At 73.2% G+C, this 19,772-nt stretch carries 18 protein-coding genes; 8 read left to right on the top strand and 10 right to left on the bottom strand.

The window, feature by feature from the left end; all coding sequences use genetic code 11:
* Positions 1 to 78: 78 nt before the first annotated feature.
* Positions 79 to 1,359 (bottom strand): phosphoribosylamine--glycine ligase, encoded by a 1,281-nt coding sequence (gene purD, locus LIV55_RS08060; protein ID WP_229299864.1) that lies wholly within the window; start codon positions 1,357 to 1,359, stop codon positions 79 to 81.
* A 269-nt stretch (positions 1,360 to 1,628) separates the two neighbouring features.
* On the opposite strand from purD, the gene LIV55_RS08055 reads away from it, so the two are divergent.
* Both LIV55_RS08055 and LIV55_RS08050 read left to right on the top strand, forming a co-directional pair.
* A complete protein-coding gene (locus tag LIV55_RS08055) occupies positions 1,629 to 2,633 on the top strand; it encodes a LuxR C-terminal-related transcriptional regulator (protein ID WP_229299863.1) in 1,005 nt (334 codons plus the stop codon).
* 83 nt (positions 2,634 to 2,716) lie between these two features.
* Complete coding sequence (locus LIV55_RS08050; RefSeq protein ID WP_229299862.1) at positions 2,717 to 4,954, top strand: HelD family protein; 2,238 nt, start codon at positions 2,717 to 2,719, stop codon at positions 4,952 to 4,954.
* Positions 4,955 to 5,036: 82 nt separating this feature from the next.
* Here the strand turns inward: LIV55_RS08050 and LIV55_RS08045 are convergent, their stop codons facing one another.
* The gene (locus tag LIV55_RS08045; RefSeq protein ID WP_068272198.1) at positions 5,037 to 5,216 is read right to left on the bottom strand and encodes a DUF5302 domain-containing protein; all 180 of its coding nucleotides are present in this window, start codon (positions 5,214 to 5,216) and stop codon (positions 5,037 to 5,039) included.
* Between the two features lie 186 nt (positions 5,217 to 5,402).
* On the opposite strand from LIV55_RS08045, the gene LIV55_RS08040 reads away from it, so the two are divergent.
* Entirely contained in the window at positions 5,403 to 6,692 is a 1,290-nt protein-coding gene (locus LIV55_RS08040; protein ID WP_123093111.1) for an adenylosuccinate synthase, read from the top strand.
* Between the two features lie 33 nt (positions 6,693 to 6,725).
* Here LIV55_RS08040 and LIV55_RS08035 read toward each other — a convergent pair whose 3' ends face one another.
* The 5 genes from LIV55_RS08035 to LIV55_RS08015 form a co-directional block, all read right to left on the bottom strand.
* Complete coding sequence (locus tag LIV55_RS08035; protein ID WP_163562428.1) at positions 6,726 to 7,511, bottom strand: helix-turn-helix transcriptional regulator; 786 nt, start codon at positions 7,509 to 7,511, stop codon at positions 6,726 to 6,728.
* A 313-nt stretch (positions 7,512 to 7,824) separates the two neighbouring features.
* Complete coding sequence (locus tag LIV55_RS08030; RefSeq protein WP_123093107.1) at positions 7,825 to 8,232, bottom strand: DUF3151 domain-containing protein; 408 nt, start codon at positions 8,230 to 8,232, stop codon at positions 7,825 to 7,827.
* 1 nt (position 8,233) lies between these two features.
* Positions 8,234 to 9,268, bottom strand: a complete 1,035-nt coding sequence (gene fbaA, locus LIV55_RS08025) for a class II fructose-bisphosphate aldolase (RefSeq protein WP_123093105.1) — start codon at positions 9,266 to 9,268, stop codon at positions 8,234 to 8,236.
* 114 nt (positions 9,269 to 9,382) lie between these two features.
* Entirely contained in the window at positions 9,383 to 10,009 is a 627-nt protein-coding gene (locus LIV55_RS08020; RefSeq protein WP_229299861.1) for a hypothetical protein, read from the bottom strand.
* A gap of 108 nt (positions 10,010 to 10,117) precedes the next feature.
* Entirely contained in the window at positions 10,118 to 11,317 is a 1,200-nt protein-coding gene (locus LIV55_RS08015) for an aminotransferase class I/II-fold pyridoxal phosphate-dependent enzyme (RefSeq protein WP_229299860.1), read from the bottom strand.
* A gap of 113 nt (positions 11,318 to 11,430) precedes the next feature.
* Between LIV55_RS08015 and LIV55_RS08010 the strand changes: the two genes are divergently transcribed.
* Positions 11,431 to 11,955 (top strand): SigE family RNA polymerase sigma factor, encoded by a 525-nt coding sequence (locus LIV55_RS08010; RefSeq protein WP_123093099.1) that lies wholly within the window; start codon positions 11,431 to 11,433, stop codon positions 11,953 to 11,955.
* Positions 11,952 to 13,430, top strand: coding sequence for a hypothetical protein (locus tag LIV55_RS08005; protein ID WP_229299859.1), 1,479 nt, complete (start codon positions 11,952 to 11,954; stop codon positions 13,428 to 13,430). The genes LIV55_RS08010 and LIV55_RS08005 overlap by 4 nt, the downstream gene beginning before the upstream one ends.
* Here LIV55_RS08005 and LIV55_RS08000 read toward each other — a convergent pair.
* Positions 13,390 to 14,010 (bottom strand): LysE family translocator, encoded by a 621-nt coding sequence (locus LIV55_RS08000; RefSeq protein WP_123093095.1) that lies wholly within the window; start codon positions 14,008 to 14,010, stop codon positions 13,390 to 13,392. The genes LIV55_RS08005 and LIV55_RS08000 overlap by 41 nt on opposite strands.
* Before the next feature lie 94 nt (positions 14,011 to 14,104).
* Between LIV55_RS08000 and LIV55_RS07995 the strand changes: the two genes are divergently transcribed.
* Entirely contained in the window at positions 14,105 to 15,403 is a 1,299-nt protein-coding gene (locus LIV55_RS07995; RefSeq protein ID WP_191563554.1) for an acyltransferase family protein, read from the top strand.
* A 164-nt stretch (positions 15,404 to 15,567) separates the two neighbouring features.
* Here the strand turns inward: LIV55_RS07995 and LIV55_RS07990 are convergent, their stop codons facing one another.
* Entirely contained in the window at positions 15,568 to 16,389 is an 822-nt protein-coding gene (locus LIV55_RS07990) for a response regulator transcription factor (RefSeq protein WP_123093091.1), read from the bottom strand.
* Positions 16,390 to 16,640: 251 nt separating this feature from the next.
* Between LIV55_RS07990 and putP the strand changes: the two genes are divergently transcribed.
* Positions 16,641 to 18,149, top strand: coding sequence for a sodium/proline symporter PutP (gene putP, locus LIV55_RS07985; protein ID WP_191563553.1), 1,509 nt, complete (start codon positions 16,641 to 16,643; stop codon positions 18,147 to 18,149).
* Positions 18,150 to 18,214: 65 nt separating this feature from the next.
* On the opposite strand, the gene LIV55_RS07980 is transcribed toward putP, so the two are convergent.
* Positions 18,215 to 18,862 carry a TrmH family RNA methyltransferase gene (locus tag LIV55_RS07980; RefSeq protein WP_123093087.1) on the bottom strand — a complete coding sequence of 216 codons (648 nt, stop codon included), beginning with the start codon at positions 18,860 to 18,862 and terminating at the stop codon, positions 18,215 to 18,217.
* Positions 18,863 to 19,005: 143 nt separating this feature from the next.
* Between LIV55_RS07980 and LIV55_RS07975 the strand changes: the two genes are divergently transcribed.
* Positions 19,006 to 19,662 (top strand): DedA family protein, encoded by a 657-nt coding sequence (locus tag LIV55_RS07975; protein ID WP_123093085.1) that lies wholly within the window; start codon positions 19,006 to 19,008, stop codon positions 19,660 to 19,662.
* Positions 19,663 to 19,772: the final 110 nt, after the last annotated feature.

The following is a 19,772-nucleotide window of genomic DNA, read 5'->3' as shown; positions in this document are numbered from 1 at the left end:
CGGGCGGGGCGAGGGGGCGCCGGGGCGGGCGGGGCGAAGGGGGGCGGGGGCGGGGGCGGGGGCGGAGGGGGTAACCGGTCAGCGGGGCGTGCGGATCTCCCCGCGGGCGGCGCGCAGCGCGATGTCGGTGCGGTGGTGGCTGCCCTCGAGCTCGACCTTCGCGACGCCGGCGTACGCATGCTCGCGCGCCTCGTCGAGGTCGGCGCCGAGGGAGACGACGGAGAGCACGCGGCCACCGGCGCTGACGACGGTGCCGTCCGGGCCGGCGGCTGTGCCGGCATGCAGCACGTAGGTGTCGGTGTCGCCGACGAGCTCGAGACCGCCGATCGGGTCGCCGGTGCTCGGCGAGGCCGGGTAGCCCGCCGCCGCGACGACGACGGTCACCGACGCCTGCTCGCGCCAGCGCAGCGGCTCGACCTCGCCGAGCCGGCCCTGGGCCGCCGCGTGGAGGAGCCCGCCGAGCGGGGTCGCGAGCCGCGCGAGCACCGACTGGGTCTCGGGGTCGCCGAAGCGCACGTTGAACTCGATGACCCGAGGCCCGCGCGAGGTGAGCGCGAGGCCGACGTAGAGCACCCCGACGAAGGGGGTGCCCCGCCGCCCCATCTCGTCGACGACCGGCTGCGCGACCCGGGCGACGACGTCGTCGACGAGCCCCTCGGGCGCCCAGTCGAGCGGTGAGTACGCGCCCATGCCCCCGGTGTTCGGGCCCTCGTCGCCGTCGAAGACGCGCTTGAAGTCCTGGGCGAGGTCGAGCGGCACGACCCGCTGCCCGTCGCAGATGCAGAAGAGCGAGGCCTCCGGGCCGTCGAGGAACTCCTCGACCACGACCTGGGCGTCCTCCCCCTTCGCCAGGCAGGCCAGGCCGTGCGCGAGCGCGGCACCACGGTCGTCGGTGACGACGACTCCCTTGCCGGCGGCGAGCCCGTCGTCCTTGACGACGTACGGGGCGCCGAAGGCGTCGAGCGCCTCGGCGAGCTCGGCCTCCGTGCGTGCCACGTGGGCCAGGGCGGTCGGCACCTCGGCGGCGGCCATGACCTCCTTCGCGAAGGCCTTGCTCCCCTCGAGGGTGGCCGCGGCCCGGTCGGGGCCGAAGCACGCGATGCCGGCCGCGCGGACCGCGTCGGCGACGCCTGCGACGAGCGGGGCCTCCGGGCCGACGACGACGAGGTCGACGCCGTGCTCGCGGGCGAGGTCGGTCACCGCCTGCGGGTCCTGCGCGTCGACCGGCACGCAGAGGGCGACGACGTCGATGCCGGGGTTGCCGGGCGCCGCGACGACGGCGTCCACGGCGGGGTCGACGAGCAGCGCGCGGACGAGGGCGTGCTCACGGGCACCTGAACCGATGACGAGTACCTTCACGCCCCGCAGCCTAGGACGCGAACAGCGGGGGCGACCCGAGGGTCGCCCCCGCCGAGATGCGCGAGGGGGGCGCGAAGGAGCCAGCGTGCAGGGGGGTCTCGCTGGCTCGACCTCGCGCCCCGATCGCTCGCGCGGGACCAGGGGGGGACGTCCCGCGCAGCGAGCCGACCCGAAGGCCAGCAGATGCGAGTGTGACCAAATCCGAGGGCGAAATCAACCTGACGCTGTCGGTCTCCCGACGATGTCGGCTAGTCGCCATACTTCTCGTCATGTCCGCGCCCGACCTCCCGGTCCACCTCGACGTCGCGATGCCCGAGGAGGAGATCACCCGGCTCTACCTCGCGCTCATCCATGACCCGGCCGCGACGCGAGAGTCCTTGGTGGCTGCGGGGATCAGCGCCGCGCAGGTCGACCTCGGGCTGCAGATCCTCACCCACCGGGGCCTGGCCGAGGTCGACGACGGGGCGATCTCGATCCCCCCGCCCGAGGGTGCCCTCGCGGCCTACACCGCCGAGGTCGAGCGTCAGCTGCGCCGGGTGCGGGCCTCGGCACCCCAGCTCGGACTCATCCACCGCAGGGTCCGCGCGCTCGAGGACGCGCGCACGAACCCGCTGCGCGCCAGCACCTTGGACTCCCTCGCCGAGATCCGCTCGGCGAGCATCGCCGTCGTCGCGGGCGCCGAGCGCTCGATCCTCGCGATGCGCGCGTACGGCGAGCGCAGCATCCAGCTGCTCACCTCGCCCCTGGTCGACCACGACAGCGCCACCCTCGACAGCGCGGGCCAGCCGCTGCGCTACCTCGCCGTGTACGACTCGCGCCTGCTCGAGCTCGACGACGCCCTGCAGACCCTGCGCCGTCGGCAGGCGTCCGGCGAGGACGTGCGGATCGCCGAGGACGTGCCCTTCTCGGCGATCGTCGTCGACGGGCTCCAGGCGGTCGTCGACCTGACGAACATCGAGCCCTCGGGCGCCGGGTCGGTCTCCCTGTGGGACAGCCCGCTCATCACCGGCATCGGCAACCTCGTCGAGCGCCTGCACGCCCGCAGCCTCCCGCTGCCCGCCGTCGACCTCGACGTCGACGGCGAGCTGTACTCGCAGCGCGACCAGACGATCCTCACCCTGCTCGCCGCCGGCGCATCGGACGCCAACGTCGCCCGCCAGCTCGGGGTGAGCGTGCGCACCGTCGAGCGGCGGGTCCGGGTCGTCATGGAGCGGCTCGGCGCCCAGTCCCGGCTCCAGGCCGGGGTCGAGGCCGTGCGGCGCGGCCTGGTCTGAGCGACGTCGGTGCCGGCGTCTAGACTCGATGGCTGCCCAGGTCGCCGCCGCGCGACACACGTGAGACAGGTAGAGCAGCAGACGTGACCGACGGCTCCCTTCGCCCCTCCACCACCGACGTCCCGCCGCACGTCGCGACCGAGATCGCGACCGAGCAGGCCCACCTCGACCGGGTCCGCGACGAGCTCGTCAAGGCCGAGACCCGCGCCGGTCTCGTCGCCACCGACGGCATGTCGCGCGGTCGCACCGATCGCACGGGCGACGTGCGCGACGAGGAGATGTCGGGCCTCTTCGAGCGCGACGCGCTCGTCTACCAGGCGGCCCGGCGCCTGGCCACGCTCGAGCACCAGCACGAGGGCCTCGTCTTCGGCCGGCTCGACATCGACCACGGCGACGCCATGGCCCCGGCCGACCGCGAGATCCGCTACGTCGGCCGCCTCGGCGTGCGCGACGACGAGTACGAGCCGCTCGTCATCGACTGGCGCGCCCCGGCCGCCTCCCCCTTCTACCGCGCGACCCCCGTCGCCAACCACGGGGTCATCCGCCGCCGGGTGCTGCGCTCGAAGGACGACACGGTCGTCGGCGTCGAGGACGACCTCATGGTCCCCGAGGCGCCCGAGGACATCGTCGTCGTCGGTGACGGCGCGCTGCTCGCGGCCCTGACCCGGGCCCGCGGCACGCGGATGCGCGACATCGTCGCGACGATCCAGGCCCACCAGGACGAGGCGATCCGCGCCAGCGACCGGGGCGTCACCGAGATCACCGGCGGTCCCGGCACCGGCAAGACCGTCGTCGCCCTGCACCGCGCGGCCTACCTGCTCTACAACGACCGCCGGCGCTACGAGAGCGGCGGCATCCTCGTCGTCGGCCCGTCCGCCGCCTACACGGCGTACATCGAGCGGGTGCTGCCCTCGCTCGGCGAGGACTCCGTGGCCCTGCGGGCCCTCGGCGACCTCGTCGACGCCATCGGCACCGAGCGCCTCGACACCCCCGAGGTCGCCGCGATCAAGGGCTCGCTGCGGATGCGCACCGTCGTCGCCCGCCTGCTCCAAGAGCCGGTCCCCGACGCCCCCACCGAGCTGCGCACCTTCGTCGGCGGCATCGCCATCCGGATCGGCGCCGACGCCCTCGCGTCGATCCGCCGTCGCGTCCTGCGCGACCGGACCCGCAACCAGGGCACGAAGGCCGCCCGAGAGATGCTCGCCGAGGCCGCGTGGGCCAGCCACCGCGAGGGCGAGCGCGACGAGTTCCTCGACGCCTTCGACGAGTCCATCGCCGTCGACTCCTTCATGGAGGCGTGGTGGCCCCAGGTCGACCCGCGCCAGGCCCTGCTGTGGCTCGCCGACACGGAGCGGGCCTACCGGATCACCCAGGGCGTGCTCTCCCAGGGCGACGCCGCGGCGCTGGCCCACTCGATGCGGGAGGCGCTCGAGCTCGGCACGTGGTCGGTGGCCGACGTCGCCGTCGTCGACGAGCTCGCCGTGCGCCTCGGCCAGGTCGAGGAGGCCGCCGACGAGGAGCGCGGCTTCTACGAGATCGACGAGCTCGACGGCCGTGCGGCCGAGCGCGAGCTGACGACGATGGGCTCGGCGGTCCGCGTCCGCGACGTCGAGAGCCACGTGACCCCGACGTTGGCCCGCGAGCGCCTCCTCACCGGACGGGTGGGCCGCCCCGGCTCCTACGCCCACGTCCTCGTCGACGAGGCGCAGGACCTCTCGCCGATGCAGTGGCGCATGGTCGGGCGTCGTGGTCGACGCGCGTCGTGGACCGTCGTCGGCGACGCCGCCCAGGCCTCGTGGGCCGACGCGCGCGAGGCCGAGGCGGCGCGCGAGGACGCCTTCGGCAGCAACGAGCGGCGTCGCTTCCACATGAGCACGAACTACCGCAACGCCCGCGAGATCTTCGACTACGCGCGCGACGTCATCCTGCCCGTCGTCCCCGACGCGGACATCCCCGACGCCGTCCGCGAGACCGGGGTCGAGCCGGTCGAGACCCGCTTCGGCGACGCCCTCGACACCTCCGCCCCATCGGTCGACGCGGCCGCCCGCGCCGCCGTCGACGCGCTCGTCGACGAGGTCGACGGCTCGGTCGCGGTCATCGCCCCCGCCCGTCACCTCGAGCGGGTCGCACCGCTCGTCGCGCACGAGAGCGGCCGGGTCGTCGTCCTCGACCCGATGTCGACGAAGGGCCTCGAGTGGGACGCCACGGTCGTCGTCGACCCCGACGCGATCGTCGCGGAGTCCCCCGGCGGCGCGCGCGTGCTCTACGTGGCGCTCACCCGCGCCGCCCACCGGATGAGCGTGCTGCGCCCGACCGCCTGACCGGGCCGGGTCCCCCTTCGCCCGGGCACGACGAAGGGGGCGACCCGGTGCGTGACGCACGGGCCGCCCCCTCCGGGTGCGCTCAGCCCGACTTGCGGCGGAACATCTGCTGGGAGCCGGAGGTCTCCGGGCCGTGGGAGGACTCGACCTTGCCGTGCCCTCCCTCTGCCGAGACGTCCCGGCCCGCATGGGCCTGCTTGCGCTCCAGCGCCTGCCGGAACTTCTCCTTGACGTCCTCGGGGGCGCTCTCGTGCTTGCTCATGCGCACCACCTCCTCGTGTCGGGGTTGCCGCGACGGCGCGTGCCGCCCGGAGCGACCACGCTCCCAGCCACGGCCGCCGGGCGCAACGCAGTATCGGGCCCGCCGGTACAGTGACGGGGTCGCGCGGCCGACGGCCGCGACGGGCACCCACCACCGACGAGGGCCGCAGGGCCACGAGGAGTACACATGCCGGCGATCGTGCTGGTCGGAGCCCAGTGGGGCGACGAGGGCAAGGGCAAGGCCACCGATCTCATGGGCCGCGACGTCGACTACGTCGTGAAGTTCAACGGCGGCAACAACGCCGGCCACACCGTGGTCATCGACGGCGAGAAGTACGCCCTGCACCTGCTACCCTCGGGCATCCTGTCGCCGAACTGCACGCCGGTCATCGGCAACGGCGTCGTCGTCGACCTCGCCGTCCTCTTCGAGGAGCTCGAGGGCCTCACCGCCCGCGGCGTCGACGTGAGCAAGCTGCGGATCAGCGCCAACGCGCACGTCATCGCGCCGTACAACCGCACCCTCGACAAGGTGACCGAGCGCTTCCTCGGGTCGCGCAAGATCGGCACGACCGGCCGCGGCATCGGCCCGACCTACGCCGACAAGATGAACCGCACCGGCATCCGCGTGCAGGACATCTTCGACGAGTCGATCCTGCGCCAGAAGGTCGAGGCCGCGCTCGCGCTGAAGAACCAGGTGCTCGTCAAGGTCTACAACACCCGTGGCGCCGAGGTGGACCGCGTCGTCGAGGAGCTGCGCTCCTACGCCGACCGCCTCGCCCCGATGGTCGGCGACACGACCCTCGAGCTGGAGAAGGCGCTCGACGCCGGCCAGAACGTCCTGCTCGAGGCCGGGCAGGCGACCCTGCTCGACATCGACCACGGCACCTACCCCTTCGTCACCTCCTCCTCGGCGACCGCCGGCGGCGCGTGCACCGGGTCGGGCATCCCCCCGACCCGCGTCAGCCGCGTCATCGCGATCCTCAAGGCGTACACGACCCGCGTCGGCGAGGGCCCCTTCCCCACCGAGCTCTTCGACGACGACGGCGAGTTCCTGCGCAAGACCGGGCACGAGTACGGCACGACGACCGGGCGCCCGCGCCGCTGCGGCTGGGTCGACACCGTCATCGGGCGGTACGCGACGCGGATCAACGGCGTCACCGACTTCGTCGTCACCAAGCTCGACGTCCTCACGGGCCTGGAGCAGGTGCCGATCTGCGTGGCCTACGACGTCGACGGCGTGCGTCACGACGAGATGCCGGTGAGCCAGAGCGACTTCCACCACGCGACGCCCATCTACGAGACGATGCCGGGCTGGTGGGAGGACATCAGCGGCTGCCGCACCTTCGAGGAGCTGCCCCAGGCGGCGCAGGACTACGTGCTGCGCGTCGAGGAGCTCATCGGCGCCCGCGTCTCGGCGATCGGCGTCGGGCCGGCCCGCGACGAGATCATCCAGCGCCACCCCCTGCTCGACAGCTGACCGCCGGGCGCCCGCCCCACGACGCGGCGGGCGTCAGGCGCGGTCGTCGTGCGCCAGGGCCGCCCCGAGCTGGAAGCGGGTGTGCACCTGGTAGTCGTCCATGAGGCCGGCGACCCGCCGACGCACGGTGCGCAGCGCGACCCCCAGGTGGCGGGCTATGGCCTCGTCCTTGTAGCCGAGCGCGAGCAGCTCGACGATGCGCTGGTCGACCGGTGCGCCGTGGTCGCGCGTCGGTGTCGCGCTCCACACGTGGTCGAACCAGCCCTGGAAGGCCCCGATGAGCACGGGGTTGCGGATGACGAGGTAGGCCGAGCCGGGGTCGCCCCACGTCGAGGGGGTCACCACGACCTCGTCGCCGAAGATCGCGAACTCGTGCTCGAAGGTCTCGACGACGTGCTGCTCCTGCCCGGCGTTGCGCAGCGCGTCGAGGCGGCGGGTGCTGTCGGCCACGTCGATGACGGCCCGGGTGTAGATCGTGCGCTGACGCTGGCCGTCCCGGGCCCGGTCGAGCGCGTGGCTCGCGTGCTCGACGTCGGTCACCGCACCCACCTCGCCGTCGAGGAAGACGCTGTCGACCTGTCCGACCGACATCGCGATCCGTCCGAGGACCGGCGCGGCGACGGGCTGCTCGAGCACCTCGACGCCCAGGCGCACCGGGGAGTCCTCCGTCGCGACCTGGCTGCGCAGCGCGAGGAGCGCGTCACCGAGGTCGGCCAGCTCGTCACGTCGTCGGCCGAGCCGCTCGAGCTCGGAGGCGAGCATGGACTCCAGGCGCTGCAACGGGGAACGGGGGCCGATGCCGGGCACGTCTGTCATCATAGTGCCAGTGTCATCTCGATGCCGAAAAGCGGGGTGCGTCAGGCGAGAAGTCGTGCACAATACAACTCATCGGGAGCACATCACCGGTTGCGGATCAGGGGACTTCTGCAGACGGTGTCGCTCCGGTACATGTCCACAGGGGGTGGCGTGTACCAGCAGGACCCGTGTCCACAGGGGGTGGCGCGGGCCCGGGGCCCGGCTCCGGTCGTCATCGACCGGGCCGGGCCCCTTGCTGCGCCCGGGGTCGTCTCACCCCGAGCACGACGAAGGGGGACCCCACCGGGGTCCCCCTTCGCACTGCTCTCGGGTCGGCTCAGCCGAGCAGCTCGCGGGCTGCCTCGGGGGAGCTGTCGGAGAGGAAGGTGCGGCAGCGCTCCTCCTCGTCGACCTCGCCGATCGCGTCGGCGGCCCGCGTGAGCGCGGCCAGCGCGCGCAGGAAGCCGCGGTTGGGCTCGTGGCTCCACGGGACGGGTCCCTGGCCGCGCCAGCCGCTGCGCCGCAGCGAGTCGAGCGCGCGGTGGTACCCGGTGCGGGCGTAGGCGTAGGCCTCGACCCGGTGGCCGTCGTCGAGGGCCTCCTCGGCGAGGACGGCCCAGGCCAGCGAGGACGTCGGGTGCGCCGCGGCGACGTCGGCCGCGGGCGCGCCGTCGGCGAGCAGCCCGGCGGCCGGGTCCTCGGGCAGGTAGGTCTCCGGGATGCCCAGGAGGTTCTCGCCCGCCACGTCAGGCCTTGACGGAGGTGCCGGCGGAGCGAAGGTTCTCGCACGCGGTGACGATGCGCGCGGCCATCGCGGCCTCGGCCTCCTTGCCCCAGGCACGGGGGTCGTACTGCTTCTTGTTGCCGACCTCGCCGTCGACCTTGAGCACGCCCTCGTAGTTCTTCATCATGTAGCCGACGACCGGCCGGGTGAAGGCGTACTGGGTGTCGGTGTCGACGTTCATCTTCACGACGCCGAAGTCGACGGCGTCGGAGATCTCCTGGGCCGTCGAGCCGGAGCCGCCGTGGAAGACGAGGTCGAGCGGGCGCTCGCCCTTGTCGGACCCGTACTTCGCGACGATCGCGTCCTGGCACTGCTTGAGGATCTCGGGGCGCAGCTTGACGTTGCCCGGCTTGTACACGCCGTGGACGTTGCCGAAGGTCAGCGCGGCCATGTACCGGCCCTGCTCGCCCAGACCGAGCGCCTCGACGGTCGCGAGGGCATCCTCGGGGGTCGTGTAGAGCTGGTCGTTGATCTCGTTGGCGACACCGTCCTCCTCGCCGCCGACGACACCGATCTCGACCTCGAGGATGATGTCGGCCGCCGCGGCCAGGGCGAGCAGCTCCTGGGCGATCTCGAGGTTCTCCTCGAGCGGCACGGCCGAGCCGTCCCACATGTGCGACTGGAAGATCGGGGTGCCGAAGGTGTCCTTGTGCTCCTGGCTCGCGGCGAGGAGCGGGCGCACGAAGCCGTCGAGCTTGTCCTTGGGGCAGTGGTCGGTGTGCAGCGCGATGTTGACGTCGTAGTTCTTCGCGACCTCGCGGGCGTAGGCGGCCAGGGCGAGCGAGCCGGTGACCATGTCCTTGACCGTCGGGCCGGAGAGGTACTCCGCGCCGCCGGTGGAGACCTGGACGATGCCGTCGGAGCCGGCCTCGGCGAAGCCGCGGATCGCGGCGTTGAGGGTCTGGCTGGACGTGACGTTGATGGCCGGGTACGCGAAGGAGCCTGCCTTCGCGCGGTCGAGCATGTCCCGGTAGACCTCAGGGGTGGCGATGGGCATGGCGTCGTGCTCCTTGTCAGCGATGTGTGGTCCTGCCCACGATCCTTCCACGTCGCCCCGCCACGCCGCTCCCCTGCCCGTCAGGTGCCCGAAGGGGGACCCGGCGGGCCCGGGTCAGGCCGGCTCGAGCTCGAGCGAGCCCAGCACCTGGTAGAGCTCGTCGACCCGCGTGGAGGGCAGGTCGGTGACCGGCGCCTCGGTGAGCAGCACGACGGCGAAGGTGTCGGGCGAGCCCTCGGGCTGGTGGAGGAAGGTCATGATCCCCGTGTCGCCCTCGGCGCCCCCGCCGTCGTCGACGAGCACGGTGAAGGTGCGACCAGCGACGTCGACCGTCGTCTGCTGGACGGTCGAGTCCTCCTCGGCGAGCTCGCGGTAGTCCAGCTCGCTGTCGACGAGGTCCATCCCGGGCTTGCCGCCGACGACGAGCTGGAAGGCGGTGCCGTCGTCGTCGCACCGCGCGCTCGAGGGCTTCGTCGCCTCGTAGCAGTCCGCGGGCAGGCGCCAGCTGATGCTCGACGCCGCCCCCTCGAGCGTGACGTCGGAGCGGGCCTCGTCGAGCCGGTCGTCGCCCGGGGCGTCGAGCGGCACGGTCGGGCTGCCCGGCGCGGGGATCGCCGACGAGGACGACGACGCGGGTGACTGGGAGGACCCGGCGTCCTGCGCGTCGCCCCCGCCGCAGCCGGCGAGGAGGGCGACGGCGGCGAGGGCGGTCGCCGCACGGGTCGAGGACGTGGTGATCACGAAGGGGCTCCTGGCGACGTCGGGGGTGGCCGGGTCACCGTAGACGAGCCGGGGCGCGAGGTATCGACCTGCCCGCCGCCTGCCCGTCACGGCGCGACCAGGAGCGCCTCAGAGACCGGCCTGCCAGGCCACGATGCGCTCGACCGCCTCGGCGACGGCCTCGGGCCCGGCGGCCAGGCTGAGCCGGACGTGGCGGTCGCCGGCGCGCTCGTCGAAGTCACCGCCCGGGGTGACGGCGACGCCGGTCGCCTCGAGCAGCGCCGCGGCGTAGGCGGCGGAGTCGGGCCAGCGCTCCAGCTGCGGCCCGAGGTCGGCGTAGTAGTAGAAGGCACCGTCGGCCGGGGCCGCCTCGCCCCAGCCCAGCCGCGGTGCGAGCTCGAGCAGCACCTCGCGGGTGCGCGCGAAGCCGGCCACCGCCTCCTCGCACTCGAGCAGCGCCTCGTCGGTGAGCGCGCTGAGCGCGGCCATCTGCGCCGGCGCGGGCGGGCACAGGGCGATGTTGCCAGCGAGCGCGTCGACCGGCCCGACGAGGTCGTGCGGCACGACGGCCCAGCCCAGCCGCCACCCGGTCATCCCCCAGTACTTGCTGAAGGAGCTGATGACGACCGCGTCGTCGTCGACCTCGAGCGCGCACACGCCGCGGGGGTCGGGCGCACCCGGCTCGGGGTAGGTGATGCCGTGGTAGATCTCGTCGCTCACGAGGCGCACGCCGTGCTCGGTGCACCACCGGGCGATCGCGGTGAGCTCGGCGCGGCCGATCATCGTGCCCGTCGGGTTCGCCGGCGAGGCGAGGACGAGCCCGGCGAGCGGCTGGCGGGCGTGCACCTCCGCGAGCTGCTCGACGGTCGGCTGGTAGCGCACCTCCGGCCCGCAGTCGAGGTCGACGACCTCGCAGCCGAGCCCGCTGAGGATGTTTCGGTACGCGGGGTAGCCCGGCCGGGCGAGCGCGACCCGGTCGCCCTGGTCGAAGGCGGCGAGGAAGGTCAGCACGAAGGCCCCCGAGCTCCCTGTCGTCACCGCGACCCGCTCGGCCGGCAGGTCCAGCCCGTACCAGTCGCGGTAGTGCTGGGCGATGGCGCTGCGCAGCTCGGTCAGGCCGAGGGCCGGTGTGTACGTGAGGGGCTCGCGCGACTCGTGGATCGCGGCGGCGGCCCGCGAGACCGCGGTCGGCGCGCCCCCGGCCGGCTCGCCCGCGCACAGCGAGATGACGTCACGTCCCTCCTCGCGCATCCGGGCGACCCGGGCGAGGACCTCCATGACCTCGAAGGGGGTGACCTGGCTGCGACGCGACGGTGACGGCCTCGACATGGGGTCATCCTCCACCTTCGCCCGGATCGAGCGAGCGCCGCATCCACCCGGATCGAGGTGCCGTGCGTCTGACCCGGTGAGAGGGTGACTGGGTCAGGGGCGAAGGGGTGTCGATGGAGCAGGACCAGGAGGCGTTCACCGCCTTCGTCCGCGAGCGGTCGACGGCGCTGCTGCGCACGGCCTACCTGCTGACGGGCGACCGCGCCGACGCCGAGGACCTGCTGCAGGAGGCGCTCGTCGCCCTCGCCCGGCACTGGAGACGGGTGGCCCGCGAGGGCAACCCCGAGGCCTACGTCCGCACGGCCCTGCACACCCGAGCGATCGACGGCTGGCGACGGCGCTCGGTGCGCCCGAGGGTCGTCGGCGAGCCGAGCGAGCACACCCCGCTCGAGGGTGACGCGTACTCCGAGGCCGCTGCCCGGCTCACCCTCGCTGACGCGCTCGCCCGGCTGACACCGCGCCAGCGGGCCGTGCTGGTGCTGCGCTTCTACGAGCAGCACACCGAGGTCGAGACCGCGCGGGTGCTCGGCTGCTCGACGAGCACCGTGAAGTCTCAGACCCGGCACGCGCTGGCCCGGCTGCGTACGCTCGCGCCCGAGCTGGCGCAGACCTTCGACCGTGAGGAGGTGCGGCGATGAGCACCTCGCTGCACGACGCGCTCGCCGAGCTCGCCGACGACATCGTGCCCGAGGACGTGCCGGGCGGGCTCGCCGAGAGCGCCTGGTCCACGGCGCGGGTAGAGCGTCGTCGCTCGCTGAGCCGCCGCTCGGTCGCGCTGCTCGCCGCGGCCGCGGTCACCGTGCTCCTCGCGTGGGTCTCCTTCGGCGGGGTGTCGCGGGTCGACACCCTGCCGGCGGCGCCGACCGGGCCGGTCGGGTACCCCGAGCGGGTCCGCTTCCAGGCCGACCCGCCCCAGCTGCCCCTGCGCTCCGGCCCGGTCGCGGGGCTCATCTCGGTGGGTGTGGACGACGAGGCCGCCGCGGCGGACGACGCCCCGATCGGCTACCCGGTGGTCAACGGCGGGAGCTCTTGGCAGGCCGTGCTGCCGAGCGGCGAGCTGCGCAGCCTCGACGACGTCATCCCCGCCGGGGACCTCCGGCCCGACCAGGCCAGCGAGATCCTCGATCCCGTCGCGCTCTCCCCCGACGGGACGAAGATCGCCGCCGTGCGCCACACCGCGACGGTCCTCTCGGACTCGATGTCGAGGGATTCGAGCTATGACCTCCACATCCACGACCTCTCGACCGGTGAGCACCACGTCGTCGAGGGCCGACGGATCGGTCTGAGGTACGACCTGTACGACCTCGCATGGAGCCCGGACGCCAGCAGTGTCGCCGTCCGGCTCGGTGACAGCGGGGGCCTCGCCGTCGTCGGGGCGGACGGCGCGATCCGGAGTGCGATCACCAACGCGTCGCACGAGCGGTATGCGAAGGGATCGAGGACGGTCTTCCTCGCCGGGTGGACCGACGACGACACGGTGCTCCTCGCGACGCTCTCGGCTCGCAGCCGGGCGGTATGGCCCACGCAGGCCGACGCCGCGACGGGACGGATGACCCACCTGCCGCACCAGCCGGGCAAGGACACGTCCGGCTACGGCAACGGCGGGTACGGCTCACCGAAGGTCACCGTCTACGACGGGTCCCTCGCCGTCGCCACCAACGCCTCGAAGATCTCGCGCTGGAGCATCTACCGCGACCTCACCCGGACCGGCGAGCGCGGGACGCTGGAGTGCTGCCGTCATACCGAGCGCTCGACCGGCGAGGACGACACGTGGTACGGGCAGATCTACGACGTCGGCGACTCCATGGCGGTCGTCGGCAGCTCCGGTGCAGGCCACGTGTGGCTCGGTGACCCGGCCGACGTCACGCAGCGACGCACCCTCACCGTCGTCGACCCCTCGCTCGGCGGGACCTACGTCATCGCCCCCGAGGTCTACGCACAGGGGCGGGCGAGCCGTTCGCCCTTCGGCACCTGGGACGCAGCCATCGCCTGGCACCCGTGGTGGTCTGTCCTCATCGCCGTCGCATCGGTGCTCGTCGTGTGGTGGGTCCTGAGCAACGACTCTCGCCCGGTCAGGCCTCCATGGCGAGAGCGCCGGCGAAGCCGAGCATGACGACACCGGTGCCACCGTCGACGCCGCGGCGCACCCGGGAGCGCTGCAGCGCCCCCTTCGCCCGGTCGGCCGCGAGGACGACGCCGAGCAGGACGACCGCCCCGAGCGCGACGAGGGTCATCGCGTAGATCGCGAAGGTGAGCGCCGAGGCCTTCGCGCCGACGAACTGCGGCAGCACGGCGAGGTTGAACATCAGCACCTTGGGGTTGGTGATGTTGCTGAGGAATCCCGAGCGCAGCTCGCGCCACGGCCGGCGGGCGCGCGGGCGCAGCCCCTCGACCTGCCAGCCCTCGCCGCGGCGCAGGGCCGCGCGGATCGCGACCGAGCCGAGGTAGACGAGGTAGGCGACGCCCGCCCAGCGGATCGCCTCGAAGACCGGCTCGGCGTGGGCGATGACCGCGCCGAGACCGGCGGCGGCGAGCAGCCCCTGCACGGTGCCGGCGAGGCAGATGCCGATCGCCGTCCACGTCCCCCGACCCCGACCGCCGACGACGGTGTTGCGCAGGGTGAGGAAGGTGTCCGGCCCCGGCGCGAGGGCGACGAGCGCGGCGAAGGCGACGAAGGACAGGTACTGGCTCACCGACGGAGCGTAGGGCCGCACGAGCCCGCCGCACCAGAGATGTCAGGTATTCGGACTCAGGCGGGGCGGGTCCCCCTTCGCCAGGCTCGAGGGCATGACCACGCACACCGTCAGCCGCCTCGTCGAGGCGACGCCGCAGACCCGCAACCGGGTCGTCGATCTCTACCGGGCCGTCGCCATCACGGTCGTCGTCCTCGGTCACTGGCTCATGGCAGCGGTCGTCGTCCGCGGCGGCGACGTCAGCCTCGTCAACACCCTCGAGCGGGTGCCGGTCCTCCAGGGGCTCACCTGGGTCTTCCAGGTCATGCCCCTCTTCTTCCTCGTCGGCGGCTACGCGAACGCCACGTCGTGGCGCTCCGCGCGGGCGAAGGGGGCGACCTGGGCCGGGTGGCAGCGGGCCCGGCTGCGGCGCCTCATGACCCCGGTCGTGCCCCTGCTCCTCACCTGGCTCGTCATGGTGAGCGTCGCGCACGCCGCCGGGGTGCCCGCCGACCTGCTGCGCACCGCGTCGCAGACGGCGCTCGTGCCGACGTGGTTCCTCGCGGCCTACGTCCTCGTCGTCGCCGTCACCCCGGTGACCCTGCGGCTGTGGGAGCGCCTCGGCTGGTGGAGCGTGCTCGGCGGTCTGACGCTCGGGGGACTCGTCGACTACGTCTCGATCAGCACCGGTCAGGTGCTCGTCGGCTTCGTCAACTACCTCGTCGTCTGGGCGACGGTGCACCAGCTCGGCTACGCCTGGCGCGACGGGCGCCTCGACGGCACCGGCCGCCGGCTCGGCCTCTCGCTCGTCGGGCTCGTCGGCGTGACGACCCTCGTCGCGCTCGGGCCCTACCCGCTGTCGATGATCGGCATCGGCGGCGAGGTCGAGAACTCCTACCCGACGCGCATCACGATGGCTCTGCTCGGCATGGCCCAGATCGGGCTCGCCCTGCTCGCCGAGGCCCCGCTGCAGCGCTGGCTGCAGCGTCGCGGGCCGTGGACGGCGACGGTCGCGGTCAACGCCCGGATCATGACGCTCTACCTGTGGCACCTCACGGCGATGGTCGTCGTCGTCGGGGTCGGCGTGCTCCTCGGCGGGCCGGGGATGGACATCGATCCGGGCACGGCGCAGTGGTGGCAGACCCGTCCGGTCTGGGTCGCCGTGCTCGCCGCGGTGACCTTCGCCCTCGTCGCCGGGCTCGGGCGGCTCGAGGACCCGCCGGCCGAGACGCGGCCCGCCCCGCGCACCTGGCAGCCGCTCCTCGCGACGGTCGCCGTCTGCGGCGGGCTCGCCGTCATGGCGAGGTCGGGGATCGTCGGTGACGACGGCGTCCAGTGGGTGTGGCCCCTGCTGCCCGTCGCCGGGCTCGTCGCGACGCGGGTGATCCCCCTTCGCCGGCGGGCCGGGATCTGAGCCGACCGCGACCCGGGCAGACCACGCAGAGCGCCGGTGCCGTCGTGTGACGGCACCGGCGCGCGCGGCGGTACGGCGTCGGCCGGCCGTCGAACCCCTCCGCGGTCATGCCCTCGTCGCCTGCCCTGGCCGCACGAGTGAGCCCCCTGTGCTCGCCCACACGGTCAGGGCTCCAGGATCGGCGCCGCAGGAGGATCGGTCGAGGTGGCGAATGCGCCACCTCGGCTCCACCACGCCGCGAGCTGCGAGCGGCTCGCGCACCCGACCCGCTCGAAGAGGTCCTCGACGTGCTTGCGCACGGTGCGCTCCGAGATCGACAGCCTGCGACCGATCTGCGCGTTCGTCAGCCCACGGGCGACGAGGACGACGACCTCGAGCTGGCGCGGGGTCAGCCGCACCTCGTCCGGCCCGCCCGACCAGTCCGAGCGCGGCTGCGCCGGGTCGGCGAGGCCGACGAGGCGGCGGCGCAGGAGCACGGCGTCGTGCACGGCGGCCCGCACCCCCTCGACGACCTCGAGCGCCGCGTCGTCGAAGTCGTGGGTCTGGCGCCACAGGCACACCAGCGTCATCGTCGTCGGCCCGCTCCCGAGCGTCGCGGCTGCCTGGTAGCGCATCCCGCGCGGCGCGAGCAGCTCCTCGTAGACCTGCGACCCCCAGACGTCCTCGGGCACGACGCACTCGGTCATCCGGGTGGTCAGCGTCGGCCGGCTCGCGAGGTACCGGGCGTAGGGGTGGGTCGGGAGCAGCTCCCGCCACCGCGCACGCTCGGTCTCGGTGAGGTCGTCGCCGTGCACGAGGACCCGCGGCACCGGGTGCACGAGGTCGAGGCCGAGGTCGACCGACAGGGTCGTCGTGTCGGCGCCGACGTGCCGCGCGAGCAGGGCCAGGAGGTCGGGCCCGACGTCGTCGCCGTCGACGACGGCGTGGGCGATCTCAGCGGTCTCGCGCACCAGCGCGGCGCGCCGGGCGTACGGGTCGGCCACCATCGACGGCCCCCTCCGGGCCGGGGCCACCCCTCCGCGGCCCGCCTCCGCCCAGCATCCCACCGGCGTGCGACCCGTGACCGCGTGCGGCACCCGCGATCCCGTCCACCGAGAGGTCGCGAAGGGGTCGCCGCGAGTTCGTCACGTATCTCCCCCTTCGGGCGGTTTGGTGTGATAAGGGGAGTCGTGGGTAGGGTGCCACCCGCCGCGATCCCCTGCGACGGCCACGCCACACACCAGAAGGGCACGACCTCGTGTCAGAGACGACATACCAGCTCATCGCCATCGCGATCTACTTCGCCGCGATGCTGAGCATCGGCTACTACGCCTACACCCGCACGCGGAACATCGACGGCTACATGCTCGCCGAGCGCGGGCTGCGCCCCTCGGTCGCCGCCCTGTCCGCGAACGCCTCGGACATGTCCGGCTGGCTGCTCATGGGTCTGCCCGGAGCCATCTACACCTCGGGGCTCATCGAGGCATGGATCGCCATCGGCCTGACCATCGGCGCCTACCTCAACTGGACCTTCGTCGCGCCCCGGCTGCGCGCCTACACCGAGATCGCCGGCGACTCGATCACGATCCCGAGCTTCTTCGAGCGCCGCACGCGCGACACGACGCGGCTGCTGCGCGTCGTCGCCGCCCTCGTCATCCTCGTCTTCTTCACCTTCTACGTGTCCTCGGGCATGGTCGCCGCCGGCAAGTTCTTCGAGAGCTCCTTCGGCTGGGGCTACCTCAGCGGGATGGTCCTCGTCGCAGTGATCACCCTCGCCTACACGCTCTTCGGCGGCTTCCTCGGCGCCACGCTCACCGACGTCGCCCAGGGCCTGCTGATGTTCGCCGCGCTCGTCGCGGTGCCGGTCGTCGCCCTCGTCAAGCTCGGCGACCTCGGTGACGTCGTCGCGCAGGCCGAGAGCGTCAACCCCGACGCCTTCAACCTCTTCACCGGCATCGACGGCGGCGCGATCGCGTGGGTCGTGGGGATCATCTCCACCGCGGCGTGGGGCCTGGGCTACTTCGGGCAGCCGCACATCATCGTGCGCTTCATGGCGCTGCGCACCCCGGCCGAGGCCAAGATCGGCCGTCGCGTCGGCACGACGTGGATGGTCATCACCGCCCTCGGCGCCGTCGGCACCGCCCTCATCGGCATCGCGTACTTCGCGGGCGACCCCGCCAAGCCGATCGAGGACCCGGAGACGGTCTTCCTCCTGCTGAGCCAGATCTTCTTCCACCCGCTCATCGCCGGTCTCGTCCTGGCCGCGGTGCTCGCCGCGATCATGTCGACGATGAGCAGCCAGCTCGTCGTGTGCTCCTCGGCCCTCGTCGAGGACCTCGTCAACCTCACCGGCCGCAAGGCCAGCCCTGAGCGTCTCCTCGCGTACGGCCGCCTCGGCGTCCTCGCCGTCGCGCTCGTCGCCTTCGTCCTCGCGCTCGACTCCGACTCGGCGATCCTCGAGCTCGTCGCCTTCGCGTGGGCCGGCTTCGGCGCCGCCTTCGGCCCGATCGTCCTGCTGTCGCTGTACTGGCGCCGCCTGACGGCCATGGGCGCCCTCGCCGGCATGATCACCGGCGCGGTCGTCGTCTTCGTCTGGGGCAACATCGACGCCCTCTCCGACGAGATGTACGAGATCGTCCCCGGCTTCCTCGCCGCGCTGCTCGTCGCCGTCGTCGTCAGCCGCCTCACGGCGACCGACCAGCCGGGCGTCGACGAGGAGTTCGACCAGATGATGGTCGAGCTCGACCGCCCCCGCGTCACCGTCTGAGCGCAGACCTCACGACGACGCCCTCCCCGGGTCACCCGGGGAGGGCGTCGTGCGTCACGGGGCCGTCAGCCGGAGGCGACGGGGCGCTGGTGGTGGACGTGGCGGCGCACCCACGCGTGCATGACGATCGCGGCGGCGGCCCCGGCGTTCATCGAGCGGGTCGAGCCGTGCTGACCGATCTCGACGACGTCGTCGCACACCGCGAGCATCTCCGCGGTGATGCCCGGCCCCTCCTGCCCGAGGACGAGGACGCACCCGTGGGGCAGGTCGTAGGTCTCCAGCGGCAGCGCGCCGGGCACGTTGTCGACGGCGACGAGGCGAAGGGGTGCGCCCCCCTCTCCCGCCGTCTGGGCCCACGTGTGCAGCGCCTCGGCGTCGGCGTGGTGGTGCTCGACCTGGTAGCGGTCGGTGACCATCGCGCCCCGCCTGTTCCACCGGCGTCGCCCGACGACGTGGAAGGCGGCGGCGCCGAGCGCGTTCGCCGTGCGCACGACGGAGCCGATGTTGAAGTCGTGCTCCCAGTTCTCGATGGCGACGTGGAAGCCGAGACGTCGTGTCGCGAGGTCGGCGACGATCGCGTCATGGCTCCAGTACCGGTAGCGGTCGACGACGTTGCGCCGGTCCCCCGCCTCGAGCAGGGCCGGGTCGAGACGGTCGTCCTGCGGCCACGGGCCCTGCCACGGACCGACCCCGACCTCGCGCTCCTCGCTCACGGGGGCCCAACCTACGCGGGGCGGGCGGGTCCCCCTTCGCCCCCTCGCCCGGCGGTCCGTCCAGCGCTCTCCCAGGCCCGGACCTCTACCCTGGGTCGCGGCCCGTCCCGACCGGGACGGCCACCAACCGCGGGAAGGGCGGCATGCAACAGCTCATCGACTGGGTCCTCTCGGTCATGGAGTCCGTCGGCGGTCCGGGGATCGCGCTGGCGATCTTCCTCGAGAACGTCTTCCCGCCGATCCCGAGCGAGGTGGTCCTGCCGCTCGCGGGGTTCACCGCCGCCAACGGCGAGTACACGATCGTCGAGGCCATCGCCTGGGCCACGCTCGGCTCGGTCGCCGGCGCGCTCCTGCTGTACGCGATCGGCGCGGTCGTCGGGATGGACCGGCTGCGCCTCGTCGCCCAGAAGATGCCGCTCGTCGACGTCTCGGACGTCGACAAGGCCGACGTGTGGTTCAGCAAGCACGGGAGCAAGGCGGTCTTCTTCGGCCGGCTCATCCCCGGAATCCGCAGCCTCATCTCCATCCCCGCCGGTGTCGACCGCATGCCGATGGGGCGCTTCTTCCTCATGACCCTGGCAGGCAGCGCGCTGTGGAACACCGCCCTCGTCAGCGCCGGGTACGCGCTGGGCAGCCGCTACCACCTCGTGGAGCAGTACATCGACCCGATCAGCAAGGTCGTCTACGTCCTCATCATCGTGACCTTCCTCGTGTGGGTCGGCTTCCTCGTGCGCCGCTCGCGGCGTCGCTCGCACGACCCGGACGACCACATCGACCTCGAGGCCGGCACCGATCGCTGAGCCCCGGCTCGCCGAGGTATGGCAATCGGGCTCCCATGACCCCCCGCCGCGCGGCCCTTGGCCAACCCCCGCGGGCGCAAGGGGGCGGGCCAGGGGATGAACACGGGGGG

Source organism: Janibacter melonis, from assembly GCF_020567375.1.
In the GTDB taxonomy this organism is placed as follows: Bacteria; Actinomycetota; Actinomycetes; order Actinomycetales; family Dermatophilaceae; genus Marihabitans; species Marihabitans melonis.
This window is presented reverse-complemented; position numbering and strand designations above follow the sequence as displayed.